17 protein-coding genes and 1 pseudogene are annotated in these 17,505 nt (G+C 45.7%); 8 read left to right on the top strand and 10 right to left on the bottom strand.

From position 1 onward, the window contains the following. Positions 1-128 precede the first annotated feature (128 nt). On the bottom strand, positions 129-482 hold the full coding sequence (locus NST56_RS02290) for a hypothetical protein (protein ID WP_010333041.1): 354 nt from the start codon (positions 480-482) through the stop codon (positions 129-131). 161 nt (positions 483-643) lie between these two features. On the opposite strand from NST56_RS02290, the gene ycnK reads away from it, so the two are divergent. From ycnK to NST56_RS02275, 3 genes are read left to right on the top strand one after another with little or no spacing between them, the layout of a single operon-like run. Beyond that, complete coding sequence (gene ycnK, locus NST56_RS02285; RefSeq protein WP_168746941.1) at positions 644-1,216, top strand: copper uptake transcriptional regulator YcnK; 573 nt, start codon at positions 644-646, stop codon at positions 1,214-1,216. A gap of 34 nt (positions 1,217-1,250) precedes the next feature. Beyond that, positions 1,251-2,876 carry a copper resistance CopC/CopD family protein gene (locus NST56_RS02280; protein WP_339179667.1) on the top strand — a complete coding sequence of 542 codons (1,626 nt, stop codon included), beginning with the start codon at positions 1,251-1,253 and terminating at the stop codon, positions 2,874-2,876. A gap of 12 nt (positions 2,877-2,888) precedes the next feature. Continuing rightward, positions 2,889-3,509, top strand: a complete 621-nt coding sequence (locus NST56_RS02275; protein ID WP_268444297.1) for a DUF1775 domain-containing protein — start codon at positions 2,889-2,891, stop codon at positions 3,507-3,509. A 43-nt stretch (positions 3,510-3,552) separates the two neighbouring features. Here NST56_RS02275 and gdh read toward each other — a convergent pair whose 3' ends face one another. The 4 genes from gdh to gabT form a co-directional block, all read right to left on the bottom strand. After that, complete coding sequence (gene gdh / locus NST56_RS02270; RefSeq protein WP_010333037.1) at positions 3,553-4,338, bottom strand: glucose 1-dehydrogenase; 786 nt, start codon at positions 4,336-4,338, stop codon at positions 3,553-3,555. Between the two features lie 18 nt (positions 4,339-4,356). Beyond that, complete coding sequence (glcU, locus tag NST56_RS02265; RefSeq protein ID WP_010333036.1) at positions 4,357-5,220, bottom strand: glucose uptake protein GlcU; 864 nt, start codon at positions 5,218-5,220, stop codon at positions 4,357-4,359. Between the two features lie 125 nt (positions 5,221-5,345). Further along, positions 5,346-6,734 (bottom strand): succinate-semialdehyde dehydrogenase, encoded by a 1,389-nt coding sequence (gabD, locus tag NST56_RS02260; protein ID WP_010333035.1) that lies wholly within the window; start codon positions 6,732-6,734, stop codon positions 5,346-5,348. A 69-nt stretch (positions 6,735-6,803) separates the two neighbouring features. Further along, positions 6,804-8,117, bottom strand: coding sequence for a 4-aminobutyrate--2-oxoglutarate transaminase (gene gabT, locus NST56_RS02255; RefSeq protein WP_339179660.1), 1,314 nt, complete (start codon positions 8,115-8,117; stop codon positions 6,804-6,806). Between the two features lie 105 nt (positions 8,118-8,222). Between gabT and NST56_RS02250 the strand changes: the two are divergent. Further along, positions 8,223-9,660 (top strand): annotated as a pseudogene (locus tag NST56_RS02250) (PLP-dependent aminotransferase family protein); the annotation flags it as partial. A 3-nt stretch (positions 9,661-9,663) separates the two neighbouring features. Here NST56_RS02250 and NST56_RS02245 read toward each other — a convergent pair. Further along, positions 9,664-9,978 carry a metalloregulator ArsR/SmtB family transcription factor gene (locus tag NST56_RS02245; RefSeq protein WP_010333032.1) on the bottom strand — a complete coding sequence of 105 codons (315 nt, stop codon included), beginning with the start codon at positions 9,976-9,978 and terminating at the stop codon, positions 9,664-9,666. A 140-nt stretch (positions 9,979-10,118) separates the two neighbouring features. On the opposite strand from NST56_RS02245, the gene NST56_RS02240 reads away from it, so the two are divergent. The 4 genes from NST56_RS02240 (at position 10,119) to NST56_RS02225 (ending at position 13,651) form a co-directional block, all read left to right on the top strand. Continuing rightward, positions 10,119-10,406 carry a putative quinol monooxygenase gene (locus NST56_RS02240; protein WP_003225015.1) on the top strand — a complete coding sequence of 96 codons (288 nt, stop codon included), beginning with the start codon at positions 10,119-10,121 and terminating at the stop codon, positions 10,404-10,406. A 16-nt stretch (positions 10,407-10,422) separates the two neighbouring features. Continuing rightward, positions 10,423-11,172: an NADPH-dependent oxidoreductase gene (locus NST56_RS02235; protein WP_339179656.1), complete on the top strand. Its 750-nt coding sequence runs from the start codon at positions 10,423-10,425 to the stop codon at positions 11,170-11,172. 163 nt (positions 11,173-11,335) lie between these two features. After that, positions 11,336-12,214, top strand: coding sequence for a helix-turn-helix domain-containing protein (locus NST56_RS02230; RefSeq protein WP_339179654.1), 879 nt, complete (start codon positions 11,336-11,338; stop codon positions 12,212-12,214). Positions 12,215-12,232: 18 nt separating this feature from the next. Continuing rightward, a complete protein-coding gene (locus NST56_RS02225; protein ID WP_339179652.1) occupies positions 12,233-13,651 on the top strand; it encodes an MDR family MFS transporter in 1,419 nt (472 codons plus the stop codon). 48 nt (positions 13,652-13,699) lie between these two features. Here the strand turns inward: NST56_RS02225 and NST56_RS02220 are convergent, their stop codons facing one another. Genes NST56_RS02220 through yclN form a run of 4 tightly spaced genes read right to left on the bottom strand, consistent with a single transcriptional unit; the run spans position 13,700 to position 17,317 of the window. Beyond that, positions 13,700-14,653, bottom strand: a complete 954-nt coding sequence (locus NST56_RS02220; protein WP_339179650.1) for a siderophore ABC transporter substrate-binding protein — start codon at positions 14,651-14,653, stop codon at positions 13,700-13,702. Positions 14,654-14,674: 21 nt separating this feature from the next. After that, positions 14,675-15,433 carry a petrobactin ABC transporter ATP-binding protein YclP gene (yclP, locus tag NST56_RS02215; protein WP_268444292.1) on the bottom strand — a complete coding sequence of 253 codons (759 nt, stop codon included), beginning with the start codon at positions 15,431-15,433 and terminating at the stop codon, positions 14,675-14,677. Beyond that, positions 15,427-16,374, bottom strand: coding sequence for a petrobactin ABC transporter permease YclO (yclO, locus tag NST56_RS02210; protein WP_010333026.1), 948 nt, complete (start codon positions 16,372-16,374; stop codon positions 15,427-15,429). Before yclO ends, yclP begins: the two co-directional genes overlap by 7 nt. Beyond that, positions 16,367-17,317, bottom strand: a complete 951-nt coding sequence (gene yclN / locus NST56_RS02205) for a petrobactin ABC transporter permease YclN (RefSeq protein ID WP_010333025.1) — start codon at positions 17,315-17,317, stop codon at positions 16,367-16,369. The genes yclO and yclN overlap by 8 nt, the downstream gene beginning before the upstream one ends. Positions 17,318-17,505 lie beyond the last annotated feature (188 nt).

The raw sequence follows: 17,505 nt of genomic DNA, 5'->3' as shown, positions 1-17,505 counted from the left end.
TAATGTCAGAGAATGATGCTTCCCTTTGACTCTATATTAAAACGCTTACAGTCCCTATACAATTGAAAGTAAAGAGGACTTTGGCACATGGGTGTGACAATTTTTTAAAAATAAAAAGACTCCTGGTTTCAGGAGCCTTTTCTCTTTCCTCTATAAATAATGTTTCCGTTTTGAATTACGTACTTTGCGATCATCCGCTCACTCACAATAAAAACGGGATAGGCGCACACAAGTGCAAAAACAGCCATCGGCACATGCTGAACGGCCGGAATCAATGAGCCTGCCGCATTGCGAAGGAGCAGCATCAGATAAATGAGCAGCACGATGACTGCTAATGATACCAGCATAATCGGTGCTGATACTTTATATTCATAAAGCCGTTCCCGGCAGTGTCCGCAGCGAAATTGGCACGGGACATTTGACGATCTGACCATATCGCCTGTCAAAGGTTTGCCGCAGTTCGGGCATACAGTTTCTTTCATATGGTATTTCACTCTCCATTCATATGTCCATTATACCAGAGACCACTCTGTTTCGTTTTGTTACTGTTCAACACATTTTCACATTTTTTATCATCAGCATACTTGTCTCAGTCTCTGAAATCCTCTACGCTTAAGAAGATCTTAATGAAGGGGATGTATGAATGCTTCCGATTAATAGACAGCAGCACATACTTGAGTGGCTGAAAGAAGAAGGCGCCCTAAGAATTTCTGATATCAGTCAACGGTTCGGTGTGTCAGAAATGACGGTATATAGAGATGTGAATCAGCTTGTCCAATCAAACCAGGTGATAAAAACAGCCGGCGGCATCACACTCCCAGTCCGTGCGCCTCAGACTGATCACATGTGCAGCTATTGCCTGAAGCCAGCGAATCAAGCTTATTCGGTCCAGCTGATCACGGTGACACAAGACATTGAACAGCTGTGCTGCGCACATTGCGCGTTTTTGCGGTATGCAGATAAAACGGAAGAGGTTTCTCATTTGATTTGCAGAGACTTTCTGTTACAAACTACGGTCAGTGCCGCTTCGGCTTATTTTGTTGTAAACGCCGAATTAAATCTGCACTGCTGCCAGCCGCAGGCCATACCGTTTGCGACTCTTGACCATGCTGAACGGTTTCAAAAAGGCTTTGGCGGAGCCGTCCGCACCTTCGATCAAGCGCTGGAAGACATGCTACGGGACAGAAAAAAACGCTGCACATGCACCAAGAAATAACACAACATAACTAGCGGAAGGTGGTGTCTGAGTAATGCAACGAAACAGATGGTGGATCTTCCTTCTGCTTTTTCTTGTTTTCCTGCCGAAAACAAGCTTTGCTCACGCCTATATTGTCAAATCTTCACCCGGAGAAAACAGTGAATTAAAAAGCGCTCCCGCACAGGTGGAAATTGAATTTAATGAACCTGTTGAAGAAGGCTTTCACTACATTAAAGTCTATAATTCAGACGGTGACCGGGTGGATACGGACAAAACAGAAATCAAAAAAGACAACAACCACATCATGACCGTGAAGCTGAAAAAAAATCTGCCTCATGACGTGTACAGAGCGGAATGGAATGCCGTTTCAGCAGACGGGCACCCTGTTTCCGGCGTCATTCCGTTCAGCATCGGCAAAGCGGAAGGAGGGTTCAGCAGCCAGAAAACATCAAGCTCAGCGCTTAATCCGGGAACAGCTGCAGACCGTGCCATTCTGTATACAGCCTTTTCTCTGTTTATCGGGACCGTTTTCTTCCATCTCTTCTGGTATAAAGGGGACGAAAAAAAACTCGCCAAACGGACGAAGCGTTTGCTTGTCATCTCAGTCACTGTGCTGGGACTGGCGCTCCTGCTTCAGCTACCGTTACAGACAAAAGCGAATACAGGGGGCGGCTGGGCCAACGCCTTTCAGCCGGGGTATATGAAAGAAACACTGTTTGAAACCGCGGGAGGCACAATTTGGATGATTCAAGCCGTGCTGTACGTACTGCTTGTCCTTTCTGCCATCCCAGTGTTACGCAAAAAGCGTTTTGCGTCCTTCGCATATTGGACAGCGCCGCTCATTTTCTTTTTCGGTCTTCTGCTTGCCAAAGCGTTTACCGGACATGCCGCTGTTGTAGAAGAAAAAACGGTCGGTATCCTGATGGATTTCCTACATTTATCCTCCGCCTCTATCTGGGTCGGCGGAATAGCGGCCATCGTTTTCCTGCTGTCACAGGAGTGGAGACAGCAGGACAAGACGCTTGCATGGGAGACGGTAAAACGGTTCTCTCCATGGGCGCTCACTGCAGTCGGTGTCATTTTGTTCTCGGGCTTGCTCAATGGATTTTTCATCATCCGGTCAATGGATTCACTTTTCCATACGGCGTACGGCCAAGCCTTGTTAGTCAAAAGCGGACTGTTTGTTTTAATGCTGATTCTGGGCGGTATTCATTTTCTGCTCACCAGAAAACGGAAGGGGTCCAAAATCACCCGCACGCTAAAAGCGGAATGGGCAATCGGCATCGCTGTCCTGATCACAGCCGCCGTATTTACAAGTCTGCCAAGTCCGCCTGAGCCTGCACCGGAACCGTTTTATCAAACCAAAGCGATTGAAAACGGGCAAAGTGTGTCTCTCAGCATCAGCCCGAACCAGCCCGGCAAAAACGTGTTTGAACTCAGGGTTACTGATCATAACGGAGACCCAGCAAAAAACATTCAGCAAATCACCTTGACCGTTTATAAAACGGGACTGTCCGGCAGTAAAAACAAAAGCACGTTTCAGTTGAAAGAAAAAACAGATGGTATCTTCCAGACTGAAAACCTGTCTATTAATGAAAAGGGAAACTGGAAGATCAAAGTCCACGGACTGACCGGCGACTTTAACGAAATCAATATCATGTTTACAAAGACAAATTAAGGAGTGTTTGAATTGTTTAAAAAAATCGCATTCACACTATGCCCAGCTGTTATCGGCTCTCTTTTATTCTTTACGGCGCCTGCCAGCGCGCACGTGTCTGTAAAACCGGCTGAATCAGCCGCAGGCTCATGGGAGACCTACACAATGAAGGTTCCTTCCGAAAAAAATCAGCCGACAACAAAGGTTGTTTTAAAAATGCCAAAGAATGTTGAGTTCCAGCAATACGAACCGGTTCCGGGCTGGAAGGTGTCTACTGCAAAACACGACGACAAATCAGTGTCCGTGACGTGGGAAGCCACTGGCGGGGGCATTCAGGAAGGCCAGTTCCAGCAGTTTACCTTTGTTGCCAAAAACCCTGATAAAGCGGATGAAGCCGCTTGGGATGCTTATCAATATTACAAAGACGGCAGCATTGTTGAATGGACAGGCGATGAAGATGCGGAAACGCCTCATGCCATTACAAAAATCACTACATCCAAAGAAGTAACAGACGAGCACGGCGCCACTCAAACGAAAGATGATTCTGCTTCTGCAGACTCAGGTTCATCGGCTCTTGATATAACAGCAATTGTGCTGTCTGCAGCCGCTATTATTTTATCTGTTGCAGCTCTTGTAAAGAAAAAGCGCGCCTAAAGAAAAAGCGATCCAGATGAGTTCTGGATCGCTTTTTTTTGATTTATCCGCGTCCTGCTTGGAAGGAAGGGTATTGTGTCATACCGCCGTCCGCAAATAACGTAATGCCTGTGACGTAGCTGGCTTCCTTCGAAGCAAGCCAGGCTGCCACTGCCGCAATTTCCTCCGGTTCACCGATATATCCCATCGGAATCATGCTTTCTACATCTGCTCTCTGCTTAGGATCAGCAAATTTTTCAGCATTGATTGGCGTGTTGATCGCGCCAGGCCCGATATTGTTGACACGAATGCCTTTCGGCGCATATTCCAGTGCCAATGTTTCCGTCATCAGCTTGATTCCGCCTTTACTTGCCGCATAGTGAACAAATAATGGCCAAGGAATCACTTCATGGACGCTCGACATATTAATGACGCTTCCTTTGATATCATTTTCAACAAAATATTTTATCGCTTCACGGCTTCCTAAAAAGGCGCCTGTTAAGTTCGTGCTGATGACTTTTTCCCAATCCTTGAGCGGCATTTCATGAGACGGTACAGGGTTTTCAAGACCGGCATTATTAATCATAATATCGAGTGTGCCAAACTCTTTAATCGCTGTTTGGACGATGTTTTTTACATCTTCCTCTTTCGTTACGTCTCCTTGGACGACAATGGCTTCACCGCCCGCCTTGATGACCTCTTCTTTTACCTCGTTTGGATCCTGCTTGTTACTGTAGTAGTTGATTACAACTTTTGCCTGCTCCTTGCCGAAGCGAATGGCCATTGCCTTTCCTAGTCCTGAAGCAGCTCCTGTAATAGCGACGACTTTTCCTTTTAAATCCGGATACATATCCATCCTCCTTAATTGTTATGAATTCGTTTTGGCGATTCCTAAGAATACGGCAGCCACAATAATCAGTGCAATCCCGATCGCAATCGCAATCAGCTGGCGTTTTGATTTCTTTTCACGCAGGATAAAAATACCGCCAAGCGTCGAGATGACAATTCCCATTTGAGAAAGAGAAAAGCTTGTGGCAACGCCGACTTTCGGCTGAGAAATAAACAAAAACATATTTCCCCCTGCCCAGATTAAGCCCGGGAGAATATTTCTGATGGCATACTTATTGAAGGGCTTGTGCTTATAGGTTAGTATGACCCCTCCAATGACCATCCCGATCGCCTGCGGCAACAGGGCGGACCATCCAGATACATTGAACAACCTTGCGACAACAACATAAATCAAATATCCCAGTGTCGAGACCAGAAGGATTAAAATGCCCTTTTTTAAGTTGCTCGGCTCTCCATCTTTTTTGTCTTTCTTATCTTCTAATGACGTGAGAACGATACCGACAATAATAAAGATAAGAGCGAGGATTCCAAGTGTAATCGCAATCGGTGTTGACCACTCTCGGAAAACGATGACACCGAACAGTGAGGTGGAAACAAGCTGCATCCCCGTGGAAATCGGCATCGTTTTGGACACACCCATTAACTGAATGCTTTTGAGCTGGTTGCTCTGCCCAAGTGACCAAAATAAGCCGGATATAATTCCAACAATAAAAATGCGCATGGACAGGACGGGTTGGACAAACAAATAAATAACGATAGAAACAATTAACGCCCCGATCGTCGTTCCCAATGTTTGGCTGTAAGGCCCGCCGCCTAATTTAACATTGAAGAGAACAATGCTCCCCCAAAACAAAGCAGGGAGAAGAGCCAGTAATAAATCCATTGTTGGGGAACCTTCTTTCAAAATGTATTTGCTGTTATTTTGGCTGGAATTGATGTGTTTATTCGCTGAAACACAAAAAGAGGTGCCGGATTTTCCGGCACCTATTTAGGAGCATATCATTTCGTTTATAAACCGATGGACATATATTTTGTTTCGAGATATGGTTCAATACCTTCTGAACCGCCTTCACGGCCGATTCCGCTTTCTTTCATTCCGCCGAACGGAGCTTGAACCGCGGACGGCCCCCCGTCATTCCAGCCGATAATTCCGTATTCAAGGTTCTCGGAAATATAAATGCCGCGACGGTAGTTTTCTGTGAAGAAATAAGCAGCCAGTCCGTACGGTGTATCGTTGGCAAGCTCAATGGCTTCATCAATATCTGTAAAAGTGACGATTGGCGCAACAGGGCCAAAGGTTTCCTCGTGCATGATATTCATGGACGTATCGACGTCAGCGAGCACTGTCGGATGGACAAAGTAGCAGCCTTTATCATCGTTTCGTTCATAAGTGCCCCCAGCAACAACCTTCGCTCCTTTTTCAACCGCATCATCAATTTGGCTGACGATTTTTTCAAAGCCTCTTTTGTTGATAATCGGACCGACGTTAACGCCTTCCTCAAGGCCGTTTCCAACCTTCAGCTTGGATACTTGCTCGCTCAGTTTCGCAGCAAATTCATCTTTGATGGATTCATGGACAATGAGCCGGTTGGCGCATACGCAAGTCTGACCCGCGTTTCGGTATTTGGACACCATTGCCTGTTCAACAGCAAGATCAATGTTTGCATCTTCATCCACAATCAGCGGGGCATGTCCGCCGAGCTCCATGGATACGTGTTTCACAGTATCCGCGCTGTTTTTCATCAGGATTTTCCCTACAGGTGTTGATCCTGTAAAGGTGATTTTGCGGATTTTCGGACTGCTTGTAAAAACGTTTCCGATCTCCTCGCCATCACCGATGACAACCTGAAGCACGTCTTTTGGGATACCCGCTTCGTACGCGAGGCGTGCAAGTTCATAGGCTGACAGCGGTGTATCAGGCGCCGGCTTGATGATAAACGTACAGCCGGCAGCAAGAGCAGGCGCCGCTTTACGTGTAATCATCGCATTTGGAAAATTCCATGGCGTAATCGCGGCAACTGGGCCAACGGCTTGGCGCGTTACGACAATTCGTTTTCCGGTTGTCGGAGCCGGAACGGTTCTTCCATACACACGCTTCGCTTCCTCTGCGAACCACTCGATATAACCAGCGCCGTACAGTACCTCGCCGACAGCTTCCTGGTACGGTTTTCCGTTTTCCTTCGTAATTAAATCTGCGAGTTCTTCTTTATGTTCAACGATTAGTTCATACCACTTTTTCAACAGAGACGCTCTTTCGTTCGCTGATGTTTTAGACCATGATTTAAACGCTTGATGTGAACGTTCAATGGCTTCTTCTACTTCTTTGGCTGATTGCTGAGGAATCGTTTTGATCGCCTCGCCTGTAGCCGGGTTGTAGACCGTTAATTGATCTGGCATATTGAACATTCCTTTCTATCTTGGATTTACTTAAAATGATAGCAGACCCGTGCGTATTCTTTCCAATGATTAAGCTCGCAGACCTGCTTCCACAATGTGGAGCCCTTCATTCAGAAGATCATCTGAAATAACCAGCGGCGTCAGGAAGCGGATGATATTGCCGTTGATTCCGGCTGTCAGCAGCAGCAATCCGTTTTGATTCGCGTACGCTGCGATCGCTGCCGCTTTCGCTTTATCAGGTTCACGTGTTTCAGGGTCTTTGACGATCTCGATTGCTGCCATCGCCCCAAGTCTGCGGATGTCACCGATAAACGGGTATTCAGTTTTCCATTCAAGCGCTTTTTCTTCAATGATCCTGCCGATTTCCTCAGAACGTTTATTCAGGCCTTCTTCTTCAATAATATCCAAAACAGCCAATGCCGCCGCGCACCCAAGCGGACTTCCCGCATACGTGCCGCCGAGCTCTCCGGGCGCCGCCGCATCAAGCATTTCCGCGCGTCCAATCACACCGCTTAACGGCAGACCAGCCGCAAGAGACTTCGAAACCGTGATCAGATCTGGGACGACACCAAAATGCTCGATCGCGAAATAAGTACCCGTTCTGGCAAATCCGGTTTGAATTTCATCGGCTACAAAGACGATGCCATGTTCTTTACAGAAGGAAGCAACATGCTGCACAAACCGTTTAGAAGGAATAATGAATCCGCCTTCTCCCTGCACCGGCTCCATCACAACACAGGCTACCGTTTCAGGAGCAACTGCTGCGATAAAGAAGTCATTGAAGGCTTGAATGACCATATCGTCATATGCATCGTCACTCAGTCCGGCAGGCTTCTGATAATAATATGGAAACGGCGCCTGGTATACCTCTGATGCAAATGGACCAAAACCGAATTTGTACGGCTTCACCTTGCTTGTCATGCTCATTGTCATATTCGTGCGTCCGTGGAACCCGCGTGTAAACGAGACAACGCCTTGGCGCTTGGTATACTTTCTGGCGATCTTCACTGCGTTTTCCACCGCTTCCGCTCCGGAGTTGAGGAAAATCGCTTTTTTCTCATGAGTGCCCGGCGCAATGCCGCAAAGCTTTTCAGCTAATTCAATATAAGACGGATACATCATGACGTTAAAGCCCGGATGGATCAGCTCCTCCGCCTGCCGCTTCACAGCTTCTACCACCTTCGGATGCGAGTGTCCGACGTTTAAAGTTCCAATGGCTCCAGCAAAATCAATAAATCTTCGGCCGTCCAAATCATACAGCTCTGCTCCCTCTCCTTTTACCGCCAGGCTGCGGTTTCCGTTGCTCACGCCCTTAGAAACAAATTGGTCCCGTTTTTGCTGCCACTCTGCGGTAGTGAAAGTTGATGCGGTTGTTTGACTCATGTGAATCCCCCCACTGTCATTGTTTTCTTATCATTCTGACTTCTTTTTGGTATGATGAAAAGTACCAATTATAACTTTTTAATGGTATCAGAAGGAGACACCGCAATGGACATCACAATCACTCTCGATCGCTCAGAAAAAGCGGATTATATCTATCAGCAGATTTATCAAAAACTAAAAAACGAAATCCTCAGCCGTAATCTGCTGCCCCACTCGAAGGTTCCCTCCAAACGTGAGCTGGCTGAAAAGCTGAAGGTCAGCGTAAACTCTGTGAATTCAGCCTATCAGCAGCTGCTCGCGGAAGGGTATTTGTACGCTGAAGAAAGAAAGGGTTTTTTCGTGGAACACCTAGACACATTTTCCTCTGAGGAACAGCCCTCATCTTCACTGCCGGATGACCTGAAAGAGGTTCATATCGATCAAAGTAATTGGATATCATTTTCACATATGAGTGCTGATACAGATCATTTTCCAATGAAAAGCTGGTTTCGCTGTGAGCAAAAAGCGGCTGCCCGCTCATACCGCACGCTCGGCGACATGTCTCATCCGCAAGGCATATATGAAGTAAGAGCCGCCATTACAAGGCTCATCTCTCTGACGCGGGGAGTGAAATGCCGGCCTGAACAAATCGTCATCGGGGCGGGCACTCAGGTGCTGATGCAGCTGCTGACGGAGCTTTTGCCTCAGGATGCGGTGTATGCGATGGAGGAGCCTGGTTACAGGCGAATGTACCAGCTTTTGCAACATACCGGAAAACAGGTGAAGACGATTATGCTTGATGAAAAAGGGATTTCCATTTCTGAAATCATCAGACAGAACCCAGATGTATTAATCACTACCCCTTCGCATCAATTCCCGGCCGGAGCGATTATGCCTGTATCCCGGAGAATTCAGCTGCTGAACTGGGCAGCGGAGCAGCCGAGCCGCTATATTATTGAGGATGATTATGACAGCGAGTTTAAATATGACGTAGACAGTATCCCGGCGCTCCAAAGCCTCGACCGCTTTCAAAATGTCATCTATATGGGCACCTTTTCAAAATCACTTCTCCCCGGATTGCGGATCAGCTACATGGTGCTGCCGCCGGAGCTGTTACGGGGTTACAAAAAGCGAGGTTATGACCTGCAGACCTGCTCGTCGCTTACACAGATCGCCTTGCAGGAATTTATTGAGTCTGGAGAATATCAGAAGCATATAAAAAAAATGAAGCAGCATTATAAAGAAAAGAGAGAACGCCTCATCTGCGCATTAGAATCAGAGTTTAGAGGAGAGATCACGGTAAAAGGGGCAAATGCGGGACTGCATTTCGTCACCGAATTTTACACCTGCCGCACGGAACAAGAGATACTCGCGCATGCCGCCGCCCAGCAGCTTGAAATCTTCGGGATGAGCCGGTTCCGCTTAAAAGAAAGCCGTCCGCAGCCGGACAAACCCGCGCTCATCATCGGCTTTGCACGGCTGAGGGAAGAGGACATTCAGGAAGGTGTGCGAAGACTTCGCCGCGCTGTTTATGGGACATAAAAAAATCCCCTGTTCAGGGGATTTTTTACCAGCGCTCCTGGTCCACGTTCAGCACTGCTTTAAGCAGGCCCGGAAATGCCCTTTCCAGATCTTCTGTGCGAAGCGAATAATAACGGCGCTTTCCTTCTATGCGTACTTGAGCGATGCCCGATTCTCTTAATACTTTAAAATGGTGGGACAAGGTCGACTTTGCAACCTGTACATCGGCACAGGTGCCGCACGTTTTCTCTTTTGCTTCGGCCAATTGCTTCACCAGCTCTAAACGAAGCGGATCACTCAGTGCGTGAAGAACCTTTGTCAGCTGCAACGTTTCTGTTTCTGGATGGTTTGGAATGTTCATGACACAAATGTATCACACAACAATTAGAATGACAATTTTACTATTTGAGGGTTTTTCCTTTACCTGATTTTGATTACATGGTACATTTAGTTCGATCAAATTCGAACAATAAATTCAAAAGACAAATGGAGGAGATTTACATGATCGTATTACAAGCTTATATCAAAGTAAAACCCGAAAAACGCGAAGAATTTTTGAGCGAGGCACAATCGCTGGTTCAACATTCAAGAGCCGAGGAAGGCAACGCCCAATACGACCTTTTTGAAAAAGTAGGCGAAGAAAATACATTTGTGATGCTTGAACAATGGAAAGATGAAGCGGCGATGAAATCCCACAATGAAACTGCGCATTTCCAAGGATTTGTAGCAAAAGGCAAAGAACTGCTGAGCGCTCCTCTTGATGTTGTCCGCACAGAACTCAGCGAGTAAGGAAAGGATGTCTCACATGAACGAAGTAATCAAATCATTAACAGATCACCGCTCCATCCGCAGCTATACGGATGAGCCGGTGTCAGAAGAGCAGCTAGACCATATTATACAAGCGGTGCAATCAGCCCCTACTTCTATCAACGGGCAGCAAGTGACTGTCATCGCGATTCAGGATAAAGAGCGGAAAAAGAAAATCTCCGAACTGGCGGGCGGACAGCCTTGGATTGACCAAGCTCCGGTTTTCTTGCTTTTCTGCGCAGACTTCAACCGGGCAAAAATTGCGCTTGAAGATCTGCATGACTTCAACATGGAAATCACAAACGGTTTAGAATCCGTTCTTGTGGGCGCTGTAGATGCCGGCATCGCACTTGGCACGGCGACAGCGGCAGCTGAATCACTCGGGCTTGGCACTGTTCCGATCGGCGCAGTTCGGGGAAACCCAAATGAACTGATCGAGCTGCTTCAGCTTCCAGAATACGTCTTCCCTGTATCTGGTCTTGTCATCGGCCATCCTGCTGATCGTTCAGCGAAAAAACCCCGTCTTCCAAAGGCAGCGGTTTATCATAAAGAAACGTATTTGCAGCAGGACGAGCTGACATCACACATTCAGTCATATGATGAACAAATGGCCGAATACATGAAGAACCGGACCAACGGAAAAGAAACACGAAACTGGTCACAAGGGATCGCCTCATACTATGAGCGCCTGTACTATCCGCATATTCGTGAAATGCTCGAAAAACAAGGGTTTAAAGTTGAAAAATAAGCCTCACCACAGCCTGTCGGAATTCCGGCAGGCCTTTTTATTTGTCCGGATAAAATCCATTGACTTTCATTTTGTTTATTTGGTAAAATTTTATCAATGTTACTCATTGGTTTTCTGTGAACCAATGGGTTTTCTATTGTTCAAGAAAGAAGGAAGCCATGAGATGCTTGATAAAAAAACAGAAATCTTGTTAGCCGCGCGGAAGCTGTTTTCTGAAAAGGATTTTACGTCGGTTTCCATGCAGGCAATCGCGGAAGAATGTAAGATGTCAAAAGCTTCTATATATAAGCTGTTTCAATCCAAGGAAGATTTGCTTTTGGAGCTGCTGACGTTTAACCAAAAGCAGATGGTGGCCGCGGCATCAAGACTGCAGGAAAATACCGCGCTGACACCGGAGGAGCGTTTGATTCAAAAGGTCAAAATGGAGCTGGAAGGATTCAGGCGGAATCAGCAGTTTTTTAATATGCTGACCTACGGAAACCCCAAGCTGCACAATGACCGTGTAAAACAGCATATCCATCAGACCAGATCGACGATTATCTGTTGGCACCGGGATTCGCTGATTCAGGCCTATGGAGAAACCATCCTCCCTTTTGTATGGGATTTGGTTATCATTCTTCACGGCATGATGCGGGAATTTTTAATGCTGATCAAAATAGAGGAAAAACCGCTTGACCTTGACCCGATTGCAGCGTTTATCATCAGCACCCTCAATCAGATTATCAAAAACAGAGAAACGCGGCAGTCCCTGCTTCCGCCTGAGACCATCGAGCTCTATATCCAATCGGCGTCCTCCTACCAGCCAAAGGATAAATCACTCCTGTTATCAGAAAGCCTGAAAGAATTACATAAAGGCATCTCTTCCCTGCCCGCCGCGGATTATGACATCGATGAACTGGCATCAGCTGCAGCCATGCTGGAAGAGGAAGCAAAAAAGGAAGAGCCCCGCGCCTTTTTACTGAAATCACTGATTGGCTATCTGGAACAAACCGGTGTTTTAACACAGCCTATTTCTATGTTAAAAACACTGTTAATTACTTAAAGAAAAGAAGGGATCTTATTGGACACAAGTATTGAAAAAAAACTGTTTAACCGTTCTGTCATTGTCGGCATTTTGTTAGCCGGGGCGTTTGTCGCCATTTTGAACCAGACACTGTTAATTACCGCTCTCCCCCATATCATGAGGGATTTTCATATAGATGCAAACCAAGCCCAATGGCTGACGACTTCATTTATGTTAACGAACGGTATCTTAATTCCGATTACCGCATTTTTAATTGAAAAATTCACGAGCCGTACGCTTCTCATTACGGCGATGAGTATTTTCACTGCCGGAACAATCGTTGGCACGTTTGCCCCGAACTTTCCGGTTCTGCTGGCGGCCCGTATCATTCAGGCGGCCGGAGCCGGCATTATGATGCCGCTCATGCAGACATTATTTTTAACGATTTTTCCGATTGAAAAGCGCGGCCAGGCTATGGGTATGGTCGGATTGGTCATCTCCTTCGCGCCTGCGATCGGGCCGACTCTTTCAGGATGGGCAGTAGAAGCTTTCTCATGGAGATCATTGTTTTATATCATTCTTCCGTTTGCCGTGATCGATTTGCTTCTCGCTATCATTCTTATGAAAAACGTGACGACATTAAGAAAAACACAGATTGATATTTTATCAGTTATCCTGTCGACCCTTGGATTTGGCGGGCTGCTGTATGGCTTCTCAAGCGTCGGCTCTTACGGATGGACCAGCTCAACGGTTCTGGTTTCACTGCTTGTGGGTGTGATCGCGCTGCTCTTATTTATTACAAGACAGATGAAGCTTAAAAAACCGATGCTGGAATTCCGCGTATTTACGTTTGGTATCTTCAGCTTAACAACCCTGCTGGGAACACTTGTCTTTGCTTTATTAATTGGTACGGAAACCATCCTCCCGCTGTATACACAAAACGTCCGAAACGTCACAGCCTTTGATACAGGGCTCATGCTTTTGCCGGGAGCCATTGTGATGGGCTTCATGTCCCCGATTATCGGAAGAATTTTTGACCGTGTCGGCGGAAGAGGCTTGGCGATTGCAGGTTTCTGTATCATCTTCCTGACGTCACTGCCGTTTATGCAGCTGACTGATCATACGTCACTGGCTTGGATTGTCGTTTTATATACCGTTCGTCTCTTAGGGACAGCGATGATTATGATGCCTGTGACAACAGCCGGAATCAATGCGCTGCCGCGCCACTTAATTCCGCACGGAACAGCAATGAACAATACGGTTCGCCAAGTCGGCGGCTCCATCGGAACTGCTCTTCTGGTATCTGTGATGAGCAACCAAGCGGCACATGCAGGAACCACAAATGTGAAACACGCCGCTCTGCACGGCATGAATGCCGCTTTTATCGTGGCAGCCTGTATCGCGCTTGCCGGCTTACTTCTATCCTTCACATTAAAAAAACCTCAGCGCCCTGCCGAACAGCAGCCGGCACGCTGATCCTATAAAAAAAGAGCCCCGCTTTGAGAGCGGAGGCTCTTTTTCATTTTACTTCTCTAAACCGTCTTTCACTTCTTTAATCATTTGCGTCATAGACTCAAGTCCGCCTCCTGATAAGTACCAAGTAGCTGAATCAAGGTATACGACATGATCATTTTTCACGGCGTTTACGTTTTTCACATAGTCGTTTTCAACGACTTGTTTTGTAGATGATGTTTCTCCGATTGCTGTACCGCGGTCAATAACAAACAGGTAATCCGGGTTTGTTTTTGAAATGTACTCATATGAAACGCTTTGTCCGTGAGTAGACGCTTTGATATTTTTATCAGCCGGTGTCACGCCGAATACGTCATGGATCAGGCCGTATCTTGATTTAGAACCAAAGGCGCTGATTTTGCCGTCGTTCGCCATAATCACAAGACCGTTTTTGTTCAGCTTTTCAGGTTTTTTCTTAAGATCTGAAATGGAGTTATCAATTGTTGCAAGTTCGTCTTTTACTTCATCTTCTTTATCAAAGATTTTACCGATTGTTTGTGCATCTGATTTAAATGATTCCATGTATTTCGCTGTGTCTACGCCAAGGTAAATCGTCGGCGCAATTTTAGAGAATTCTTTGTAAGACTCAGATTGTCTTCCTGAGATAATAATGAGATCAGGATCCAAGTCAGCTACTTTTTCAAAGTCTGGCTCTTTTAAGCTTCCGACATCAGCATATTTGTCATCTTTGAATTTGGACAGATAGTTAGGAAGGGCTTGTTTCGGAAGGCCCGCTACTTTATCATCAAGACCTAATTTATCTAATGTATCTAAGCTGCCAAAATCAAATACGACGACTTTTTTAGGATTTTTCGTCACTTTTGTGCCGTTTTTATCCAGCTGGTGTTTCACCGTAATTTGTTCTTTCTTCGTGTCAGATCCTTTGCTGCTTGAGCTTTGGTTTCCGCATGCAGAAATGACAACAGCTGTCACCAATGCGATAAATAGAATTGCAAACTTTTTCATAGTCTTCACCTCTTCTGTATTTTAAGAAAAATAAACACCTATTCTTTGGTTATCTATCGTCTGAATCGGGATGGTCATATCGTAGATTTCTTCGAGCACAGAGGTTTCAATGATCTCCTCCGGCGGCCCCTCTTTTACAATTCGGCCGTTTTTCAAAGCAACGATATAATCAGAGTAGACGGAAGCAAAGTTGATGTCGTGAATCACGATCACGATTGTTTTTCCAAGCTCCTCTACCAGCCTCTTCAGAAGCTTCATTATTTCAACTGAATGTTTCATATCCAGGTTGTTCAGCGGCTCATCAAGAAATATGTAGTCCGTGTCCTGGGCAATGACCATTGCGATAAACGCCCTTTGGCACTGTCCGCCGCTCAGCTGATCCAGGTACTTATCCTGAATCTCCTCCAGCTTCATATAACTGAGCGCCTGGTTGATATGAACCCAGTCTTCCTCTGTCAGCCGTCCCTGTGAATAGGGGAATCTGCCGAAACTGACAAGGTCTTTAATGGTTAGTCTGATATTAATTTGATTCGCCTGCTTTAAAATACTCATTTTTTTGGCAAGCTCTTTGCTGTCGCAGGTTCCGATCTCTTCTCCGTCTATGAAAATCTCACCGGAATCCTTTTTGATCAAGCGGCTCATAATAGACAGCAGCGTACTTTTGCCGGCGCCGTTAGGACCGATAAACGAGGTGATTTTGCCTTTTTGAATCGTGACTGACGTCTCTTCAAGGACAACTTTCCCTCCATATTGTTTGCTTACATTTTTGACCTCTACCATGATTTATTCTCCTTTAACAGCAAGTAGATAAAATAAATCCCGCCGGCAAAATTAATAATAACGCTCAGCGTCGTTGAGAAGGTGAATACTTTCTCAACCACAAATTGTCCCCCGACTAACGCAATAATGCTGATTAAAACAGAACCTGCGATTAAGTATGAATGCTTATATGTTTTCAGAAATTCTCTCGCCAGGTTGACGACGAGAAGCCCCAAGAACATAATCGGGCCGACAAGCGCTGTAGAAACAGAAACAAGGATCGCGATCACGATCAGCATCTGTTTAACAACTTTGTCGTAGTTAATGCCCAAATTGACAGCGTGTTCACGGCCGAGTGAAAGCACGTCAAAAAATCTCGTAAAACGCCAGACATAGATACCGGTCAGCAGGAAGATGATAAAGGCGAGCCATAACAGATCCGTGTTGATGTTGTTAAAGCTGGCAAACATTTTGTCCTGCACAACCTGAAACTCATTCGGGTCAATCAGCATCTGCATAAAGGAAGACAGGCTGCTGAACAGCGTGCCGAACACGATTCCGATGAGCAGAAGGAAGAAGATATTTTTCCCCTCACCTTTGAACATGATCTGATAGAGAACAAAAGAAAACAGCACCATCAGCAACACAGAGATGATGAAGTTGATGTTTTTATTCATGATTACGATATTCATTGAACCGAACAAAAAGATGATGACGGTCTGAATCAGCATATAGAGAGAATCAAGGCCTAAAATGCTGGGCGTCAGGATGCGGTTATTCGAGATCGTTTGGAAGATCATTGTTGAAAACGCAATCGCTCCGCCAGTCAGCATAATGGCAGCGACTTTTTTGATTCTTCTCGGCAGAGTGTAATCCCAATTGCCTAAGTCATAAAACAGAAATAAACCGATACATACAACAGCTATACCAACAAGCAAAGCAATTTTCATCTGGTTACGCATACGCTTTTCTCCTTAACAGCATAAACAGGAAAATGCCGCTGCCGATGATTCCGACCATCAGACCAATCGAGATTTCATAAGGGAAGATAATGACTCTGCCCAATATATCGCAAAACAGAACAAAAACCGCTCCCAGCAGCGCAGTGTGCGGCAGGCTGTTTTTTAGGTTGTCTCCTCTGTAAATCGATACAATGTTCGGGATGATTAAACCGAGAAACGGAAGCATACCGACAGTCAAAATGACAAGTGACGTAATCAGGGATACGATAATGAGCCCGATGTTCACAACCCTTTTATACTTGAGGCCGAGGTTGACAGAAAAGCTTTCTCCCATACCCGCCACTGTAAATTTATCCGCATAAACATAGGCAATGATGACAAGCGGAATACTCAGATAGAGAAGCTCGTATCTCCCTTTCACAACTAAGGAGAAATCCCCCTGAAGCCATGATGACACGTTTTGGATCAAGTCATATTTATACGCGATAAACGTCGCGATTGAGCTGACGATATTCCCGAGCATTAAACCGACAAGCGGAATAAAGATGGTGTCGTTAAACTTAATTCTTTCAAGAATTTTCATAAACAGAAAATTACCGACTAGAGCAAAGACAAAAGCAATCAGCATTTTCATTAATGGACTTGCCGATGTAAACAGAAGCAAGGATATTAAGATTCCCAGCCTCGCCCAGTCCATCGTGCCGGCCGTCGTCGGTGACACGAATTTGTTTCTGGTGATCTGCTGCATAATCAGGCCGCAGATGCTCATGCTCATCCCTGCAATTAAAATGCTGATCAGCCGCGGCAAACGGCTGGCAAAGAGCGTTGATGCCTCTTCTTTGCTTAGATCGAAGAGATCAAGCGGCGACAGATCTTCTACGCCGATAAATACAGAAGTGACTGCTAATATGATAAGTAGAAAAAATAAGTAACGTAGCTTCATGCTGCCTCCTTACATCCTTACAGCAAAAAGAACGTATCTCCTACTCCGCAAGGACTCAAAACAATATGGCCATATAGTAATTGATTATCATTATCATTTACATATTACCACTTTTCTAGTGTTAGTCAATATTCTTTAAAAATATTAACCTCGTTATCTATTCAATTTTACTCATAATTCAAACCATT

It is taken from the genome of Bacillus sp. FSL R5-0560 (assembly GCF_037966305.1).
Taxonomy (GTDB): domain Bacteria; phylum Bacillota; class Bacilli; order Bacillales; family Bacillaceae; genus Bacillus; species Bacillus mojavensis.
Note: the sequence above shows the minus strand (reverse complement) of the source record. Positions and strands in the feature narration are given on the sequence as shown.